This is a genomic window from Okeania sp. (genome assembly GCF_983059655.1).
On record NZ_CEZPJD010000004.1, the window covers coordinates 24,375 to 41,927 of the forward strand.

Below are 17,553 nucleotides of genomic sequence, written 5' to 3' on the forward strand. Positions count from 1 at the left end.
TTTATGAGCAATTAATTGTGAATATTTAGCTAATATGCTACCTTATAAAAACATCGGACTAACTATAGTTTAAGCAAAAAATATTTATGAGAAGCATCTCACCGAAAGCCAATAGAAATAAAGAGAGAAATAATACTAAAACAGACTGGCAACTAATTAAAAGAATGATCGGCTATGGTCTAGGTCACAAAAAATTAGTATTTGCCTCACTGATCTTATTGTTACCATTATCAATTTCCAGTGCAATTCAACCACTATTAATCGGGCAAGCAATTTCTCTAATTTTAGGAGAAAAAAACTGGTCATTTATCCAACAAATATCATTATCTCAAGGATTGAATATTTTAGGAGCTATGTTAATTTCAACTATTATTATACGACTAATATTTCAATCTTTACAAGGCTTCTTAGTACAAAAAGTTGGACAAAAAATTACTGCTGATATTAGAGACGATTTATTTAAACATGTTCTTTCTTTAGGAGTCAGATTTTTTGATAGTACTCCAGTGGGAAAATTAATCACTCGTCTTACCAGTGATGTTGAAGCTCTAGGAGATGTATTTTCCACAGGTGCTATTGGTATTGTGAGCGATTTATTTTCGATTTTAATAATTGCTATTACTATGTTTAGTTTGCAATGGCAACTGGGTTTAATCCTGACATTAATGATGTTACCAGTAACAACAATTATTATTTATTTTCAGCAAAAATATAGGCAAGCTAATTACAAAGCCAGGGATGAACTTTCTGGTTTAAATGCTCAATTACAAGAAAACTTAATTGGTATAGGAGTAGTACAATTATTTCGCCGAGAAAAATTTAACTCAGAATTATTTAGAACTAATAATATCGATTATGTAAAAGCACTAGATAAAACTATTTTTTATGACTCAGCTATCTCTGGTATTTTAGAATGGATTTCTTTAGTTGCGATCGCTGTAGTATTATTCTTGGGAGGGAAATTTGTTTTAGCAGGAAATATAGATTTTGGCACTTTATCTTCCTTCATTTTATATGCTCAACGTTTATTCGATCCTCTGCGACAATTTGCCGAAAAATTTACAGCTATTCAAGCAGGTTTAACTGCAGTGGAACGTATTATTAATCTTCTCAATGAAGAAGTTGAAATTCTAGACCCAGAAGGAGAAATTAAAAAATTACCTACTCTTCAAGTTAACAATTCCAAAATTGGTGAAATTAGATTTGAAAATGTCTGGTTTGGCTATAAACCAAATGAATATGTTCTGAAAAATCTCAACTTTACTATTAAACCAGGGGAAAAAGTTGCTTTGGTTGGGCCGACTGGTGCAGGAAAGAGTTCTGTAATTCGCTTACTTTGTCGTTTATATGATGTTAATAAAGGCAGAATTCTAGTTGATGGAATTAATATAAAAGACTTATCTCAAACAGAATTACGAAAACATATTGGCGTAATTTTACAAGATGGTTTTTTATTTGCTGGAGATGTAAAAAGCAATATTACTTTAGGAGAAGATTATTCATTAGAGGAAATTCAAGCTTCAGCAAAAAATACAAATATAGATAAATTTATTGCAGAATTACCCCAAGGATATAATACTCAATTAAGAGAAAGAGGAGCAAATCTTTCTGGTGGTCAAAAGCAGTTATTAGCATTTGCCCGTGCTGCTATTCGTAAACCGAGAATTTTGGTACTTGACGAAGCAACTGCTAGTTTAGATGTGGTAACAGAAGCTTTAATTCAATCAGCATTAGAAAAACTTTTAGCAGAAAGAACAGCTATTATTATTGCTCACAGACTTTCGACTATTAGAAATGTTAATCGGGTTTTTGTGTTGAAGCGAGGAGAGTTAATTGAGTCTGGTACTCACGAAGAATTATTACAAAAAGAAGGTCTTTATGCTGGTTTGTATAAATTACAAATGTTAGGAACTTAATTAAAGAAGTTCTCATATCATGTCCAGTTGAATAGTGATAAATAATAAGGGAGGAGTCAGGAGTTAGGAGGAAAGAAGAGGAAAAAGTTTTTTCATCACGCTCTTATCCGGATATGATATTATACCAAGAGCGATCAGTTGCAATATTTTAGGCGTTAGGCGTATCAGTCTACTATTCCAGCTACATATTCTGCGATCCAGCATTTCTCCTGACTATTAGACATCTCCGACAATAAAAAATTAAATCAATTATCGCACAGAAATTATCAATTCTTTTCCTCTACTGCCTACAGCAAAGCTGCCTACTGCCTCTTTTCCGGAGATGTCTATTGACTACTGACTACTACGAAGAGGAAAAAGACTTTTTCAGCAAACCTTAAATACTCCCGTATTAGTTATCGATCAAGGTCGGACACGATCGCATTCTTAGAAAATAGCGTTTGTAGAGCCTGAGATCAGATGTCTCACAGTGCCCATTTCTGGAGCGTACTTCTTGGTCATTTGTCAAAAAAACTAGATACGCTAGCCCTAATTTACAACCTTTTATAACTATTAGAATTAATAGAATAAATTACTATAACTTTACAGCAGTTTTTAGATGGGCTGCAAATTTCACATATAGATGGCTAGATGGCTGACTTTGTGGTCTACTCAAGTGAAAAGCGCTGTAAATATTGCCAGGAGGCAGAATAAATAATTAAAAGCAACATCGCTTTATCCCTCCTAAGTTCGTGCTAAAAGCAACATTAAGAGTTTCCATGGACTTCACTAACCACCAAACTTTACCAGCAGTAGCTCCTTGATAATGATTAAAAAGAATAGAAAACTTTTGCTCTAAATAAGGTTTAGCTTGTTGACAAAATAATACGATCTTCAACAACATACCAATTACTATTGTTGCTCCAAGATTATTAATCAGGTCATAAAAAACAAAATGTTTTGGCTGTTCAAGACTCTCAATAACTAGAAAATCTAACATTTTTTTGCAAGTACCTAAAATTAGAGAATCATTTGGTTTTTGAGTATTATGATCGGGCAAAGTGTTTTGTAATTTATGATATAATTTACGATTAAATTGACACTTACTATAACCAGGAGCGATTGTATCAGTCAAGTATTCATATAGCCCATCTTTAAAGGTACGATAAGAACAAGTTAAATCACAAAAAGTTTTAAACTGTTTAGCTTGGTCTCGTAATGTTTGATAACCATGAATTTTTGTTGTAAAATACTTAACTGCTTCATTCAATTCTTCATTTTTCATTAAAGTAGGATTTTCCACATAATTGCTTTTCCTAGATAATTTTTGATAAGTAATATATTTAGATAAATTTATTTCATATTTTTGCTGTTTTTTTAGTCTCATAACTTTAATTTCTTGTTGTTCTTCATCAGTACTCTCATCATTAAGAAAACAACATTCATATAGATATGGATATCGATCGATTAATTTCTCTAATTTTCGGTCTACAATTTTTGTATTTTCCTGAGTTTCCCTGATAAACATCTTAGCCAAACGTTGTAAGGCAATATATTTTTCAGTCTCTGTAAAACTGCGAATTAAAGTGCGTACACGTTTAGAAGTCCAACAAGGAGGTAAGTTATTTGGTTTTACCTGGAATATATTTACTAATTCTGGAATTGATTTTTGCAGTTGTGGGTTTTGTAACCAACGGTTAATTAAGATATAGCAACTTCTATTGAGAATGTTATGAAATTCTTCTTCATCAGGATCGGCATCAATAATTGTTTCCATTGCGTGCCATATTTCAGGGATAAAGTATCCAGAAGCATCAATAAATAGATCTCTGAAATTACCAATTGACTCTTCAGGGTTTTGTTGACGAGCTAAGTCTTGTAAATGCTGATAAAGTTGCTGTTCTTGTTTGGTAGATTTACGATGATTATGATTATTTGATAAAGAGCTTAAATTATAATTTGACATTCTTAAAAATCCCCCGTGAAATTAATTATCAGTTAATTTAACTTGCTCTTCAATAAAGCTGATTTTTGCGGTCGTCGATAATTATATTTGGCTTAATATATTAATATAATAGATATTTTAATAAGAGTTAAATCACTATTTTGAAGTAAGCATTTTCTGCAGACTGCTTCCCTATGGAATGCTACGCAAACGCAAAAAGAGTCAACCAGCCTCTTATGGGAGGAAATGCATGATCAGCACTTCCCTGCGAGATGCCCTCGCATTCAGTTATTTCTTTTAGTTGACGATCAAAGCTTTATTAATTCTCTTACTACAAAAGTTGGCTCCCTTGCCCTTAAAGTAAGTTGTTAATTTAAGACTATCCTATATGAGAGAGTATTGTTGTTGAAGTCCGCAGTTCCTGTGCAGGAGGCTATCTGACAGCTAATAGCTGTTTGCAGAGCATTCCGCAGGAAATGCTTACATTTTGAACTGAGTTGTTATACCAAATTCAAAAAAGGTCGCTACAGTATTAATCTCAAAACTCCTACCAACAGAATAAAGAACTGTTAAAGTATTTTTTTAAAATGCTATTAGACCTATATTTTTGAGATTATAATAGTAAGTTTAGATACTATAAAAATCTGCTAGATGCCCATACTTCCCTGAAAATATATGTTATGAATTAGGTAAAATGTGAAATAAAGATGATAGTTTGTAATAGTCACTCTAGTTGACGATTTTTGTCTATTAGAATCTTAGTCCTATCCATAAGCAATCTTGATAAATCAAATAAAGTATAAAAATTATATTCTCCTTTAACTATAAATCCTACTCTGAAATCACTTAACTTTATGTAAAGATTTGATGAAGAAGCTAAGAATTAAGTAGATTTTTAGATGGTTAAGTTTACTAAGATATTATAATTACAGAAGCTTTTAGTTGGATATAAATACGAACAATCCAGAATTAAAGAATTACGACTAATGTCATATTTTGAAAAATAATATTCTGGCAAAAGTAGTAATATTGGTTGGTATAAAATTTTTATTGTCAGGAAGTATACTATAAGCAGAAGGGAGAGTAAAGAAGGCTTTAGTTATCTAGGAGAAAAGGAAAAATACTGGGTTGTCTAAGCTTTAAACTTTTGAATCGTAACTATCATTACTACTCTTGAATTATTGAATATAGCATTGGTGAAAAGAGGTATGATAGTCCGGATAAGAGCTTGATAGAACTTCGTTCCGTTTACGCGACCAAAAAACTTTCTCCTTCTACTCCTGTTTCTTCTTCTTTCTTCCCTACAGACACCTCTTGGGAGGGGTTAGGGGCAGGGCTAATTCTTTTTTGTCAGAGAATATTTACAACCCTATATTTTTGGTTAACTAATTCTATAGCAATCCTATTTTATTCGTGTCAAAAATCTTACTGCTTTTTAAGGAATAGCGGTCAGACCTCGCGTCGCCGTTAGGCATAAGGGAATGCTTGCCAAGAGAGGGAACAGGGAACAGGTAAGAGTTTCAGTTTTTTTATCTACTTTTTGATTTGTCGCAACCTATTTAGGATTTCTATAGTTTAAGATGTACGAAATTTCAAAATTTTAAAGGATACAATTTTTCTCTCGTGACGATGAATTGACTTTACTCTCCACTCCCCTACTTCTTTTTTCTCTCGTGACAATGAATTAGCTCTGGGGGTTAGTAGTGCGTTGACTCCTAAGTAATTAAAATGAATATCATACACTAATTCACCAACGCCTGGAATATATGTTTGTGCAGTATTTCGCAACAGAAACAACAGAATATCAATAATCAACATTCTTCCTTATGTCCTAGATAGGTAATCACCTTCTTCCTTCTGACTTCTATTACAAGATTCAGAATAGAATTGTAATTATAGCCTACTTGTCAAAAATAAACATCAAAACTATTATGTGGATCGAGCTGCCCTAGTAAATAATTTTTCAAAAGCGATCCCTATGCTAGAAACACAAGGAATTCTGTGGCCGAGTTTAATAACAGTTGTATCTTTATTCATATATTTTGTTGTGATTATTAATGTTGGTAGAGCTAGAGCACAATACAAAATTATGCCTCCTCAAATGACTGGAGAGCCAAATTTTGAACGAGTATTAAGAGTACAACAAAATACTGTAGAACAAATAATTTTATTTTTACCGTCTTTGTGGCTTTTTTCTCTGTTTATTAGCCCACTATGGGGTGCTGGTATTGGCACGGTTTGGGTAGTGGGACGAATTTTATTTGCCTGGGGTTATTATCAGGCGGCAGAGAAGCGAATTTTAGGGTTTGGTATTAGTTATTTAGCTAGTATAATTTTATTGATAGGTGCTTTAGTAGGAATTTTACTGCCCCTGTGGAAAACTATTTCATAGCTACCATCAATAGATATTGGTTAAAATAGTATCTATATATTTTAATTTTTTTCATAGATAATATGAGGTAAAAATAATGTCTGAAAAACCAGTGTTTAATATTAATCAAAAACTTTTCAATCAATTGAATGATTGGCAAGAAAAAATGGAGGAAAAAGAAAATGCAAGAGCAGAAATAGAGGCAAATAATGAGGCAAATAACAAAAAACAAAAAAATGATGATATGCAGAAAGAAAAATAGTCATAAATATGAGACTAATTCCTAAAAATAATCTGATATTTTTTGAACGCTTCAGCTATTTATAAATAAGCGAGATTCACTAATTTTTTTAGCAATTATTAGTCATGAAATTAAAGATATATTGGGGGGTGCATATCAATTAAGTGATAAGTGTAGGATAAATCTCTACGATATCATGTCCCGGTAATCAGTGATAAAAAACCTTTTACCTTTAAACCTTTCTTCCCTTTATGCCTTCTGCCCTCTGCTTTCCATTCTCCAAAGTATAACTATTCAACCGGATATGATATGACTACTGGACAAGCCAAAAAGTTAAAGTTGAAAAAAGGAAGTCGTTGGAGTCCTTACTTGGAAAAATGCTATCTACTGGTTAGCATCTTTGGTATTAATAGTAAGTTTATCATTTTGGCTAACCCTATTTATTACTTTTTGTCAGAAAAAAGATGAAAATTAGTCAGGCAATTGCTCCTATCTCACTCATACTTCAAAGAGCGATCGCCACCCTCACAAAAACTTAATCGATCTAACCATTTCCACTAAAATTCCTATAATCTTTCTCGAATCTTTAATATAGTAATTCTCTACATCAATAAAAACTACATTCTTTTCCAATTTCAAAAATTTCCAGACATGACCTGTCGTAACCACACCATAAATAAAAGGAACATCCTTACCATCTTTTTGATTATATATTTCAGCCCCAACCATTTCTGCAATACATTGTCCTAAACCACCAACTATCTTTTCATTTTTAGCCTCTACAAGAACAATAACAGGAGTATCTAAATATAATTGTTCCGGAGATTGACTAATAATAAAATCACAAAATCCATTTAATCCCTTATCCCGATCGACCGAGAAATCTATACCCGAAAAAAAACTGATTTGAAGTTGTCTCTTAATCTCCAGCAAAATATTAATAATTATCAGTTCAGAACTTGCCTTTTCCGTAGCGATCGCTAAAGCAATAGGTACATTTTGCTTCAACATTTCAGCTAATAAATTACTAATCTCTACAGGTTCAACTTGAGAAAATAAATCTTCTGTTTCTATAATTTTCAAGTTAAATTCAGCTTTTACTTTTTTCAAATCAAAGTCACTATATGACATTTTATCTATTCCTTATTTAAAAAAAAATCTAAATTTAGAACCTAAATTACCTATTAATTACCGATAAAATATCCTAAAAAAAATACTTATATCATGTGCAGATAATAAGTGATAAATTTTTTTTTGTTTGTAGTCTTGCTCTAGCCCATTAAATATCTATATCTATGGCTAAATCCCTACTACAAAGCTCTAATGGATTTTATTAAAGCACATAATAATCTTTTCAGTTATGTGAAACATCTAAAACATAGATTTGTTCCTGACTCCTATACAGATGATACTCAAATGAGTATTGCTATTACCGAAATGATAGTTTATTAGCAACTTTGGACGCGACAAAATTTATCTGATAAATTTGTTGAAGCTTTTAAAAGATATGAACGAGAAGAATAAGCTAGTAAATTGTATGGCTTTTTAAAACGGGTGAAAACTGGTCATTTCAGTTATCAGTTATCAGTTATAAGTTATCAGTTATCAGTACCTCCTGCTGAATCAGGAGGCTTGAAAATAAGGAAGATTATTTTTTTATCCTTTTAAAAGAGGAGGCTTGAAAACCAAATTTTTCGGTCAACAATTTTTAGTAAAAATAGGTGGTATAGCGCTACGCGCAAGTCAGAAGTCAGAAGTCAGAAGTTAGAAGTTATATCATGTTCGGATAATCAGTTATAAAAAAAACTTCTGGCCTTGAACCTTTCTTTCCCTTCTGCCTCCTGCCTTCTGCCTTCTGCCTTCCTTCCTCCAAAGTGTAAGTATTCAACCGAACATGATATTAGAAGTAATCCCTGACTAAGTTTGAGCGTCTATAATTGCCTTAACCTATTTGCGTAATGCTATACAAGCGATAAAAGTGGTGCTGCAATGCGTGCTGCTCCGATTGGAATTTTTCCTAAAATTAATGAATGGGTATGAAAGTATAAAAAATGTGTAGGAGCAAATGACCATTTGCCCCTACTATCCTTATTAAAAGCAGAGAGTAGAAGGTAGAAGGCAGAAAGGAAAGAAAGGTTTCAAAAGCATTTAACAATCCTTCGTAGCACATCATTTTAGATGTGACAAAATTAGCCCCTAGTAGTAATAGAATTCTTTTTCAATACATTCGGACTTTTCCCATTACCATTAACAGAAACATCTAACTGCGGGCGAGTTTGCTTACCCCGGAATAATTTCTGTAGTGAATGCATAAAATTATCAATATAAGTAAACCACACAGGCACCACAACCAATGTCAACAACGTTGAAGTCGAAAATCCACCAATTACAGCGATCGCCATGGGACTTCTTGTAGCTCCTCCTGCTCCTAATTCTAGGGCGATGGGTAACATTCCAGCAATAGTAGAAAGCGTAGTCATCAAAATTGGTCGCAACCGCGAAATACCTGCCTCCCGCACTGCCTGAAACTGAGACATTCCTTCCTTCTCATTTGCCAACGAACAGTCTACCAACAAAATTGCATTCTTAGTTACCAACCCCATTAACAAAACTATTCCAATTAAAGCAAATAAACCCAACTCTTTCTGCATCACCAATAACCCCAACAAAGCGCCCCCAATAGATAACGGCAACGCTATCAAAATTGCCATTGGATAAAGAAAATTATTGTATAGCAAAACGAGAATTGCATAAATACACAACACTGCAAACCCTAAAGCAGCTAAAAACCGAGTAAATACATCAATCATAATCTTGGCATTACCGTCAGACTGTTCGGTAACACCCTCTGGCAGTGGACTCATTGCTGGCAATGCTTGTACCTTAGTAACCGCATCCCCTAAAGAAATTCCTTGTAAGTTTGCCTCCAACGAAACCTGGCGATAACGATCAAAACGATTAATTTCAGCAGGCCCACTACCAATAGTAATCTCAGCTACTGCGGACAATGGCACTAACCCACCATTTTGACTAGGAATGCGCAAATTTTTAATTGCATCCAAGTCATTTCTAAATTCCTCCGCCAACTGCACTCGAATCGGAATTTGACGGTCTGGCAAATCAAACTTAGCCAAATTTGCCTCATTATCTCCCAAAGTCGCTAACGAAGCTGTACGAGCGATCGCCTGTACAGAAACTCCTAAATCTCCAGCTCTAGCAGGTAATGGTTTAATCAAGATCTCTGGTTTCACCAAACTCGCACTCGAACTCACATCCACCAAACCCGAAATTCCTCGCATTTGCGCTTCCAAATCATCAGCCGTCTGCTTCAAAGCAGCAGCATTTTCACTCTTCAAAATAATTTTTAAATCCTTACTGCTACTTCCTGTACCCCCACTAGCAAAACTAATTCGTGCCCCTGGAATATCCTGAAATAGTGGTCGCATCTGTTGTTCAAATTCTTTTTGGGAAATCTCCCGCTCTTGCCTCGGTAATATATTCACATACAACTTGCCTTTATTCACAGTTTCACTATTGCCCCTACTACCGACATCAGCAAACACACTGGTGACAATCTGATTTTCCTGCAATAACCGCACTGCCTGTTGTGCCACTTGTTCAGTTTCTGCTAAAGTGGCACCTGGTGGCAATTCGATATTAACTATACTTACACCATTGTCCTCAGAACCCATTAAACCTTTGGGGAGCAGTGGCACCAGTTGCAAGCTAGCAATAAAGAAAGCTATAGCAATAATTAAAGTAGTAATTTTATGGCGCAGTGCCCAAGTTAGCAAGTTATTGTAGGGACTAATTTTTGGTTGTTTATGATTTTTTGTTCCTATTTTATTTTTTAAGAAGGGAGAAACTTGAGGTTGTTTTCTTTTCAACAACCGCGCTCCTAACATTGGTGTCATCGTACAAGCAACCAATGTAGAAAACATAGTAGAAACTGCTACAGTTACGCCGAAGGGTTGGAAAAATTGACCGGGTATTCCACCCATAAACGCCACAGGTAAAAACACTGCCACAATAGTTGCGGTGGTTGCCACCACAGCTAAACCAATTTCTGCTGACGCATCCAAAGCAGCTTGGAATGGCTTTTTACCCATATTAATATGTTGGTCAATATTCTCAATCATACAGATTGCATCATCCACCAAGTTTCCCATTGCTAATGCTAGTGCTAACAAGGTCATCCCATTGAGAGTGTAGTCTAACATTTGCATTACTAAAAAGGTGGGAAGAATTGATAATGGCAATGCTACTGCCGTAACTAGAGTCGGCCGCCAATCTCGCAAAAAGACACCCACAACTATAACAGTGAGAATTGAACCAATAACTAAAGCGTCTACCGATGCTTGATAAGATTCTTCAATATCTGTTGCCAGGGTGAAAATCATTTCTAAATCTATATCTTCTGGCAATGTTTTTTCCAGTTCGGCAACTTGTTCCCGCACTCCTTTTTCTACGGTAACAAGGGTAGTACCTGTACTGCGGAGTACCCCAAAGGCAACGACTGGTTTACCAAGTCTGTTTGAGTTTTGGTCAAAATTTAGATCTAAATTCTGAGTTTCATCCCCACTATTTTTATCTACTAACCAAGCTGTTTGTCTAGTTTCGCCAAAACCATCAATAACTTCACCTACACTGGAAAGTGGTACTGCTCCACCAGAGGGTAGGATAATTCGATATTCTTTCAACGCTTCTACTGTGTCAGCGCTACCCAGGGTACGAATACTTTTTTCTGTGCCTCCACCTTTAGAGCGTCCACCGGGTATATTAGCGTTGAAGGCGCGAATTTGGTCATTTACTTGAGTGGCTGTGATGCCAAGACTTTCGAGTCTATCTGGATTGATTTCGATGAGAATTTCTCGGTCAACTCCGCCAATACGGTTGATTTGGGCAACACCGGAAACACCAAGAATGGTGCGACTTATTTGTTTGTCAACGAGTTCGCTTAGTTCTTCGACTGAACGTTTGTCTGAGGTGACGGCGTAGGTTATTATTGGACCTCCACCAATAAATTCTAATCTTTTGACAATAGGATCGTTGATATCTAAAGGTAGATCTTGGCGAATTTGAGCGACGGCGTTACGAACATCATTAATTGCGCGATCGCTATCTATTCCCAGATCGAAGGAGATGACTGTTGTGGAAACTCCATCGGTGACTGTTGAGGTTAACTGGTCGATATTTCCTAAACCGGCGACAGCATCTTCTACTTTTTTTGTTACTTGAGTTTCTAGTTCTGTCGGGCCTGCTCCTTGTTGAGTTACTGTGATTGATACTGCTGGAATATCGATGTTAGGAGTGTTGTCTATTCCTAGTTGGAAAAATGACATTAATCCTACTATTGTTAATATTAGAAACATTACGATGGTAGGAACTGGTTTTTTGATTGACCAAGCTGAGATATGAAATGACATGATTTTAAGGAAGAAGTAATTAAGTCAAAAGTTAAAAGTCAAAAGTTAAAAGTAAGAAGTAATTATTTAATAGGACAATAAGCTCTTTGACATCCTCCCCAGCTGTTAGGCACGGGGATTCCTACCGAGCCGTAACTCCTCGGCGGGTTGACGTTTTGCTTCGCATAGCTGCCGCTAACACTGGCTGCTGCTACCTTGACGCTAGTCTGACGCTTGCCTCCACGTCCGTTTTTCGTCTCCGAATGCCCTCCGGCGACTAATATATTTATCGCTGCGTTTTCGTCTCTATCATGTTTGCTGCCACAGTTTAGACACTCCCATTCTCGCACCTGAAGGTCTAACTTTCCACCTTTAAACCCACAGCATGAACAGGTTTGAGATGTGGGTTCCCAACGACTAATTACTCTAAAATCACGACCATATTTTTCTGCTTTTCCTTCTAGGAATGTTCTGAATTGTCTCCATCCTAAATCGGATATCGCTCTGGATAATTTACGGTTCTTAACCATACCAGAAACGTTTCCTTCGGAATGCTTCGCAAACAAATCTTCTAAAACAACTGTTTGGTTTTCACGAATTATTTCAGTAGATAATTTATGTAGAAAATCTGTCCTTGTATCTTTCAGCTTGGCATGGAATTTAGCTACTCTAACCCTGGCTTTTTCATACCTTTTAGAGCCTTTAGTTTTATGAGATAATGACTTACTTAACTTTCTTAATTTCTTAATTCGTTTCTTCAGTGGCTTAGGAGCATCAACCTTTGTACCATCACTAAATGTAGCAAAGGTTTTAATACCTAAATCTATGCCTACTGAATTATCAGTTTGAGGTAAGATTTCTGGTTGTATTTCTACTACAAAACTCAAGAAATATCTATGAGCTGAATCTTTGATTACTGTTACTGATGATGGAGGAGCAGGTAACTCTCTTGACCAAACTATTTTCAGCTTTCCAATCTTAGCCAAATAAACTTTGTGTTGACCAATTTTAAATCCTCCCTTTGTAAACCTAGCAGTTTGCTTTGACTTTCTACTTTTAAATTTAGGAGGTTTAACAGGTCTACCTTTTCTCTTGCCTTGAGTTGATTTAAAAAAGTTTTGATAAGCCTGGTTTAAATCATTCAATGATTGCTGCAATGGTATGTTAGAAACATCTGACAAGCATTCTCTGTATTCAGTCTTTTTAGCTTGAGTAATAAAAAGCTTTTGTAGCTCAGAATTAATGGGTTTCTTTTCTCCTGAAGTATACTTTTTTTGGCAGCAAGCTAGACTATCATTCCAAACTACACGGACACAACCAAATAGCTTTGCTAATCGGTATTTTTGTCCTGGTGTTGGATAGATACGATACTTAAATCTAGCTTTCATAATTCCTATCTGAACTAACAGTATGATAACATTTTTATTAAAAAAAAACAACTAAAAAGTTGCCCGCTTATGGGCGAGGCTTTAAACCCAATTTTTTGGTAAATGTAAAAAAGGTTACTCAGTATGGCCAAATTTTCTTCCTTTTTAAGTCTAATTATCTCCTCTGGGAGCTTATTCTTTTTATTTTCATCAGCTCCACAATCACTAAATGCACAATCAAATAACTATATAATTCAATTGGTTAACAAATGCTACGATACTGTCGATTTTGCTATAAACTATGTAGACAGAGATGGGGACCAGATAACCAGAGGTTGGTTTAATTTGAGTTCTCGCGGATTGACGAACATTGCTGCTAGAAGTGCTACTTTCTATTATTATGCTAAATCTAGAAACGGAAAACACATATGGACTGGCAATGATTTGCGTAAAACAGTCGAAGGTAGTGATACTGTGTATGATTTTAGGAAGGGAACGCCTAATGTATCTGGGAGGGTTCTGCGACAGAGTTTAACTTGTGAGTAGTGATGTACGAGTAGTGATTTTTGTAGTTACGCTCCTAACAGTAAAAGAGCTTTATTTATAAATATCACTACATATACAGAACTACTAAAAAACCTTTTTATAGCCAATTACTATTCTGGCGTTGCATATTTTCAGGATGAATTTTAGGCTTAGATATAGAGGGATCAAAAAGATAGATTTGAGCTGTTCGGCAAAAATTTATTCCTAGATTCAGCAACGCCGTTATTTTAGTTGAATTCTAGTTATTTAGAAAAGGTGGAAATATGGAAATAAATTAATGTGTAAGTACCTTTTTTTATTACTAGAAAATTTCATCCAAAATTCAAAATGTACTAATTTTACTCAATTACTTTGACTTTATCTCCATCTTTAAGATAACCTACACCGGCAACAACGACCCGATCGCCTAATTTTAAACCTTTTGTAATTTCAATTTTAGCATTAGCTAAATCACTATTTTTACTTAGGATTTTTCCTACTTCTATAGGCACGGCTTTAACTAGATTATTTTCTGCCAAAACATAAACAATAGATTTTCCATCTGCTTGAGGTAATACTGCTTTTGCCGGAACTTTCAGCCCTTGATTACTTGCTGTTGTAATTGTTGCCCGCAAAAACATTCCTGGTCGTAATAAATCACTTTTAGGAAGGTCAATTTTGACTGTAGCCTCGCGACTTTCTTGGTCAACTAATGGTGCTATTTCCCTGACTGTTCCTAACATTTTTATCCGACTATCAGCATCAGAACTAATTTGAACTTTCTTGCCAACTTTAACTTGCGCTAATTGAGTTTCTGGTACTTTTAATTGTAGTTCTAATTGATTATCTTTAATAATAGAAAACAACATTTTACCGCCAGAAGTAACATCACCAACGCGAGCTATTCGTTCCGCCACTATACCATTTGCTGGTGCGCGGACTAAAGTCTGTGCTAGCTGAGTTTGTCTCTCTTCTACACGCGCTTTGTCACTATTAACATTGGCGATAGCACTATCAATATTGGATAAAGCACTGTCAACTTCTGCCTGAGCACTAGTCACATTAGCACTTGCGCTACTGACATTTGCTTCTGCACTGCGTAGTTGAGCCATAACACTACTGACATTTGCTTCTGCACTTTCAACTCTAGCTTCTGCACTGCTAACATTCGAGCTAGCAATATCAACTTTGGCTTCAGCACTACTGACATTAGCATCAGCAATATCAATTTTGGCTTTGGCACTACTGAGGTTAGCATCAGTAATTTCAACTCTAGCTTTAGCACTATTAATATTAGCCTCAGCAACTCGCACTCCTTCCGTAGCAGTTTTCACAGCGGTGCTACGAGTTTCTAATTCTTGAGCACTAATGACTCCCTCTGACTTCAGGGTTTGATATCGCTCAAAGTCTCTCATAGTTTGCTCTTCGTTCGCTTTAGCTTCTGCTAATCTAGCTTCCGTTTGAGCTACAGAGGCCAGAGCTTCATTGCGACTTGCTTGTGCTTGTTTCAATGCAGCAACAGCATCATTACGACTTGCTTGTGCTTGTTTCAACGCAGCAACAGCATCATCCCGACTTGCCTTTGTTTGTTTCAAACCAGCGATCGCCTCATCTGTACCTGCTTTGGCCTGAGCAATAGCAGCTTTAATTTGATCGCGGTCTGCCTCAGCCTGTTCGCGGGCAGCAATTGCTTGCTCTACCCCTACCTTAGCCTTGCTGTGAGCAGCTTTTCTTTGTTTGACTTGACTGTCAGCAGATTCTACTTGAGATTTGGCCTGGTTAATTTGCGATTTCAAAACAGAGTCATCTAAAATTGCCATCACCTGACCTAAATTAACTTTGTCTCCTTCTTCTACCAATACCTGTTGAATTTGCAACCCATTGGCCTGTGGCAATACTGGCAACAAATCAAAAGCAACAACATCGCCTGTTGCATCAAAGGTACGTTCTACTGTTGCTAATTCTACGGCCGCTACAGTGACACTCATCGTAGGGGCCAAGTTATTTTCAACTGCTTCTGTGGGGGAATTTTCCTGAATAGTTTCGCTCCCAGAGTTGTCCTTTTGTCCAGAGACTAACTGCATACTTACTAAACTAGCAGCTACACCGATACCAATACCAACAATTAATCCTTGCCATCTAACTCTATTTTTCTGGGGAGGTAATGTGACTTTATCACTAATTATTTCTTTGTCTTCCTCTGTTTGAGTATAGATAGTCAGAGTATCTATATTATAGGTCTCGGCTTGATGATAGTTGTCTAGACGATCGCTATCTTGCTTTTTTAGTATATTTTCTGGTATAATGCCGTTTTTCAATTTACTTTCACCCATTTCCATAACCACTCAACACTTAATTTATATTGTAAAGAAAAATTATAGTTTTGTGAGATTTCTTTAAACCATAAAGTAAAAGGAGATAAAAATGACTCTGATTCTGGTTTCTGTGTATCATTATCTTTAGCTCCATTTATAATATTTAAGAAAGAGTAAATGACATCAGAAACCAAACAATAACTCAAACAACTACAATATTTAAAAAAGTCTAAACAATCAAAACAAAACAATCAAAACAAATTTAAGAAAAAAATATGTTTAATGCCACTGAAGTATTAATTAATTCATTTGTCGAAAAAATTAAAGATGGCTACCGTCGTACTTACGGTGGCTATAAGTCTAATTACGAAGAAATTATTGGTTGGGCAGGAAATATGGCACTAGAAAATATTGCCAATAGTGATGCCCTTTACCATAACGTAGAGCATACAATTCTGGTGACTCTTGTAGGCCAAGAAATTCTACGGGGAAAACATATTCGAGAAGGAGGAGTTGCCTGTGAAGATTGGTTACATTATATTATCTCCTTAGTTTGCCATGACATCGGATATGTAAAAGGAGTTTGTCAGAAAGACAAAAAAGGATGGTACGCTACGGGTAGGGGAGATGAAATGGTTAATTTACCATTAGGTTGTACGGATGCTAGTTTAACACCTTATCATGTGGATCGGGCGAAATTATTTATTAATGAGCGATTTGGCGGTCATAAACTAATTGATGTGGAAATAATTAAACATAATATTGAGCTAACGCGCTTTCCTGTTCCGAAAGAATCAGATCATCAAGATACTGTTAATCATCCTGGTTTAGTACGAGCAGCAGATTTAATTGGCCAGTTAAGTGACCCCCGCTACCTCAATAAAATTTGTTCTTTATATTATGAATTTGAAGAAACAGGTTTTAATCAAAAAGTAGGGTATAAAAATCCTAGCGATCTGCGTGATAATTACCCGCAATTTTTCTGGCAAGGAGTTCATCCTTATGTAAAAAATGCTCTGAAATATTTGTCTCTCACACAGCAAGGTAAGCAAATTATTGCTAATCTTTACTCTAATGTATTTGTCATAGAGCATGACCCTTTTTCTAATAAGGTTGCTGTTTAATAATTAATAATTAATAATTAATAATTACCTCTCCTTTTAAGCGGATAGGATTGACTCAAAGGAAAGTTGTTCTTCTCTTGGTCGATTGGATATGGCGAGGAGACTTGCTCTTGAGAGAGCCGCTCCGAAGATCGCCATCCCACCCAACGGGTGCGCTCCGAAGAGCGACCGCTTATTATACCCTTAAAAGGGGAGGCTTTAAACCACAATTTTTCGGTAAGAAGGAAAAAGAAGTAGGTGCGTTAATGAAATGTAACGCACCATCTATCTCAAATATTTCGGTGCGTTACGTAATACTAACGCACCCTACTGGACTGTTTCATCTAAAATAGTGCATTAGAATAGCCAGCCAAAAGTTACTCTTG

At 35.7% G+C, this 17,553-nt stretch carries 11 protein-coding genes; 5 read left to right on the forward strand and 6 right to left on the reverse strand.

The window, feature by feature from the left end:
* Positions 1-86 precede the first annotated feature (86 nt).
* The gene (locus tag AC3DU7_RS00855) at positions 87-1,916 is read left to right on the forward strand and encodes an ABC transporter ATP-binding protein (RefSeq protein WP_488037476.1); all 1,830 of its coding nucleotides are present in this window, start codon (positions 87-89) and stop codon (positions 1,914-1,916) included.
* A gap of 697 nt (positions 1,917-2,613) precedes the next feature.
* Here AC3DU7_RS00855 and AC3DU7_RS00860 read toward each other — a convergent pair.
* Positions 2,614-3,861 carry a hypothetical protein gene (locus AC3DU7_RS00860; RefSeq protein ID WP_488037477.1) on the reverse strand — a complete coding sequence of 416 codons (1,248 nt, stop codon included), beginning with the start codon at positions 3,859-3,861 and terminating at the stop codon, positions 2,614-2,616.
* A 1,554-nt stretch (positions 3,862-5,415) separates the two neighbouring features.
* Positions 5,416-5,658: a hypothetical protein gene (locus AC3DU7_RS00865; protein ID WP_488037478.1), complete on the reverse strand. Its 243-nt coding sequence runs from the start codon at positions 5,656-5,658 to the stop codon at positions 5,416-5,418.
* Between the two features lie 160 nt (positions 5,659-5,818).
* Here AC3DU7_RS00865 and AC3DU7_RS00870 point away from each other — a divergent pair, with 160 nt between their 5' ends.
* From AC3DU7_RS00870 to AC3DU7_RS00880, 3 genes are all read left to right on the forward strand, one after another.
* Positions 5,819-6,232 carry an MAPEG family protein gene (locus AC3DU7_RS00870; protein WP_488037479.1) on the forward strand — a complete coding sequence of 138 codons (414 nt, stop codon included), beginning with the start codon at positions 5,819-5,821 and terminating at the stop codon, positions 6,230-6,232.
* A 76-nt stretch (positions 6,233-6,308) separates the two neighbouring features.
* Entirely contained in the window at positions 6,309-6,473 is a 165-nt protein-coding gene (locus tag AC3DU7_RS00875) for a hypothetical protein (protein ID WP_488037480.1), read from the forward strand.
* 288 nt (positions 6,474-6,761) lie between these two features.
* Positions 6,762-6,920, forward strand: a complete 159-nt coding sequence (locus tag AC3DU7_RS00880) for a hypothetical protein (protein ID WP_488037481.1) — start codon at positions 6,762-6,764, stop codon at positions 6,918-6,920.
* A gap of 57 nt (positions 6,921-6,977) precedes the next feature.
* On the opposite strand, the gene AC3DU7_RS00885 is transcribed toward AC3DU7_RS00880, so the two are convergent.
* The 4 genes from AC3DU7_RS00885 to AC3DU7_RS00900 all read right to left on the reverse strand — a co-directional run bounded on the left by AC3DU7_RS00885 (position 6,978) and on the right by AC3DU7_RS00900 (position 16,082).
* Entirely contained in the window at positions 6,978-7,583 is a 606-nt protein-coding gene (locus tag AC3DU7_RS00885; RefSeq protein WP_488037482.1) for a hypothetical protein, read from the reverse strand.
* Between the two features lie 1,058 nt (positions 7,584-8,641).
* A complete protein-coding gene (locus AC3DU7_RS00890; protein WP_488037483.1) occupies positions 8,642-11,878 on the reverse strand; it encodes an efflux RND transporter permease subunit in 3,237 nt (1,078 codons plus the stop codon).
* Between the two features lie 62 nt (positions 11,879-11,940).
* Complete coding sequence (locus AC3DU7_RS00895) at positions 11,941-13,245, reverse strand: RNA-guided endonuclease InsQ/TnpB family protein (protein WP_488037484.1); 1,305 nt, start codon at positions 13,243-13,245, stop codon at positions 11,941-11,943.
* Between the two features lie 863 nt (positions 13,246-14,108).
* Positions 14,109-16,082, reverse strand: coding sequence for an efflux RND transporter periplasmic adaptor subunit (locus AC3DU7_RS00900; protein WP_488037485.1), 1,974 nt, complete (start codon positions 16,080-16,082; stop codon positions 14,109-14,111).
* Positions 16,083-16,339: 257 nt separating this feature from the next.
* Between AC3DU7_RS00900 and AC3DU7_RS00905 the strand changes: the two genes are divergently transcribed.
* Positions 16,340-17,188, forward strand: coding sequence for an Npun_R2479 family HD domain-containing metalloprotein (locus tag AC3DU7_RS00905; protein ID WP_488037486.1), 849 nt, complete (start codon positions 16,340-16,342; stop codon positions 17,186-17,188).
* Positions 17,189-17,553: the final 365 nt, after the last annotated feature.

What these genes read in the sequence shown, in the direction of transcription:
- AC3DU7_RS00855 (WP_488037476.1), top strand. Translation starts at nt 87, where the DNA reads ATGAGAAGCATCTCACCGAAAGCCAATAGAAATAAAGAGAGAAATAAT.
- AC3DU7_RS00860 (WP_488037477.1), bottom strand. Translation starts at nt 3,861, where the DNA reads ATGTCAAATTATAATTTAAGCTCTTTATCAAATAATCATAATCATCGT.
- AC3DU7_RS00865 (WP_488037478.1), bottom strand. Translation starts at nt 5,658, where the DNA reads ATGTTGATTATTGATATTCTGTTGTTTCTGTTGCGAAATACTGCACAA.
- AC3DU7_RS00870 (WP_488037479.1), top strand. Translation starts at nt 5,819, where the DNA reads ATGCTAGAAACACAAGGAATTCTGTGGCCGAGTTTAATAACAGTTGTA.
- AC3DU7_RS00875 (WP_488037480.1), top strand. Translation starts at nt 6,309, where the DNA reads ATGTCTGAAAAACCAGTGTTTAATATTAATCAAAAACTTTTCAATCAA.
- AC3DU7_RS00880 (WP_488037481.1), top strand. Translation starts at nt 6,762, where the DNA reads ATGACTACTGGACAAGCCAAAAAGTTAAAGTTGAAAAAAGGAAGTCGT.
- AC3DU7_RS00885 (WP_488037482.1), bottom strand. Translation starts at nt 7,583, where the DNA reads ATGTCATATAGTGACTTTGATTTGAAAAAAGTAAAAGCTGAATTTAAC.
- AC3DU7_RS00890 (WP_488037483.1), bottom strand. Translation starts at nt 11,878, where the DNA reads ATGTCATTTCATATCTCAGCTTGGTCAATCAAAAAACCAGTTCCTACC.
- AC3DU7_RS00895 (WP_488037484.1), bottom strand. Translation starts at nt 13,245, where the DNA reads ATGAAAGCTAGATTTAAGTATCGTATCTATCCAACACCAGGACAAAAA.
- AC3DU7_RS00900 (WP_488037485.1), bottom strand. Translation starts at nt 16,082, where the DNA reads ATGGGTGAAAGTAAATTGAAAAACGGCATTATACCAGAAAATATACTA.
- AC3DU7_RS00905 (WP_488037486.1), top strand. Translation starts at nt 16,340, where the DNA reads ATGTTTAATGCCACTGAAGTATTAATTAATTCATTTGTCGAAAAAATT.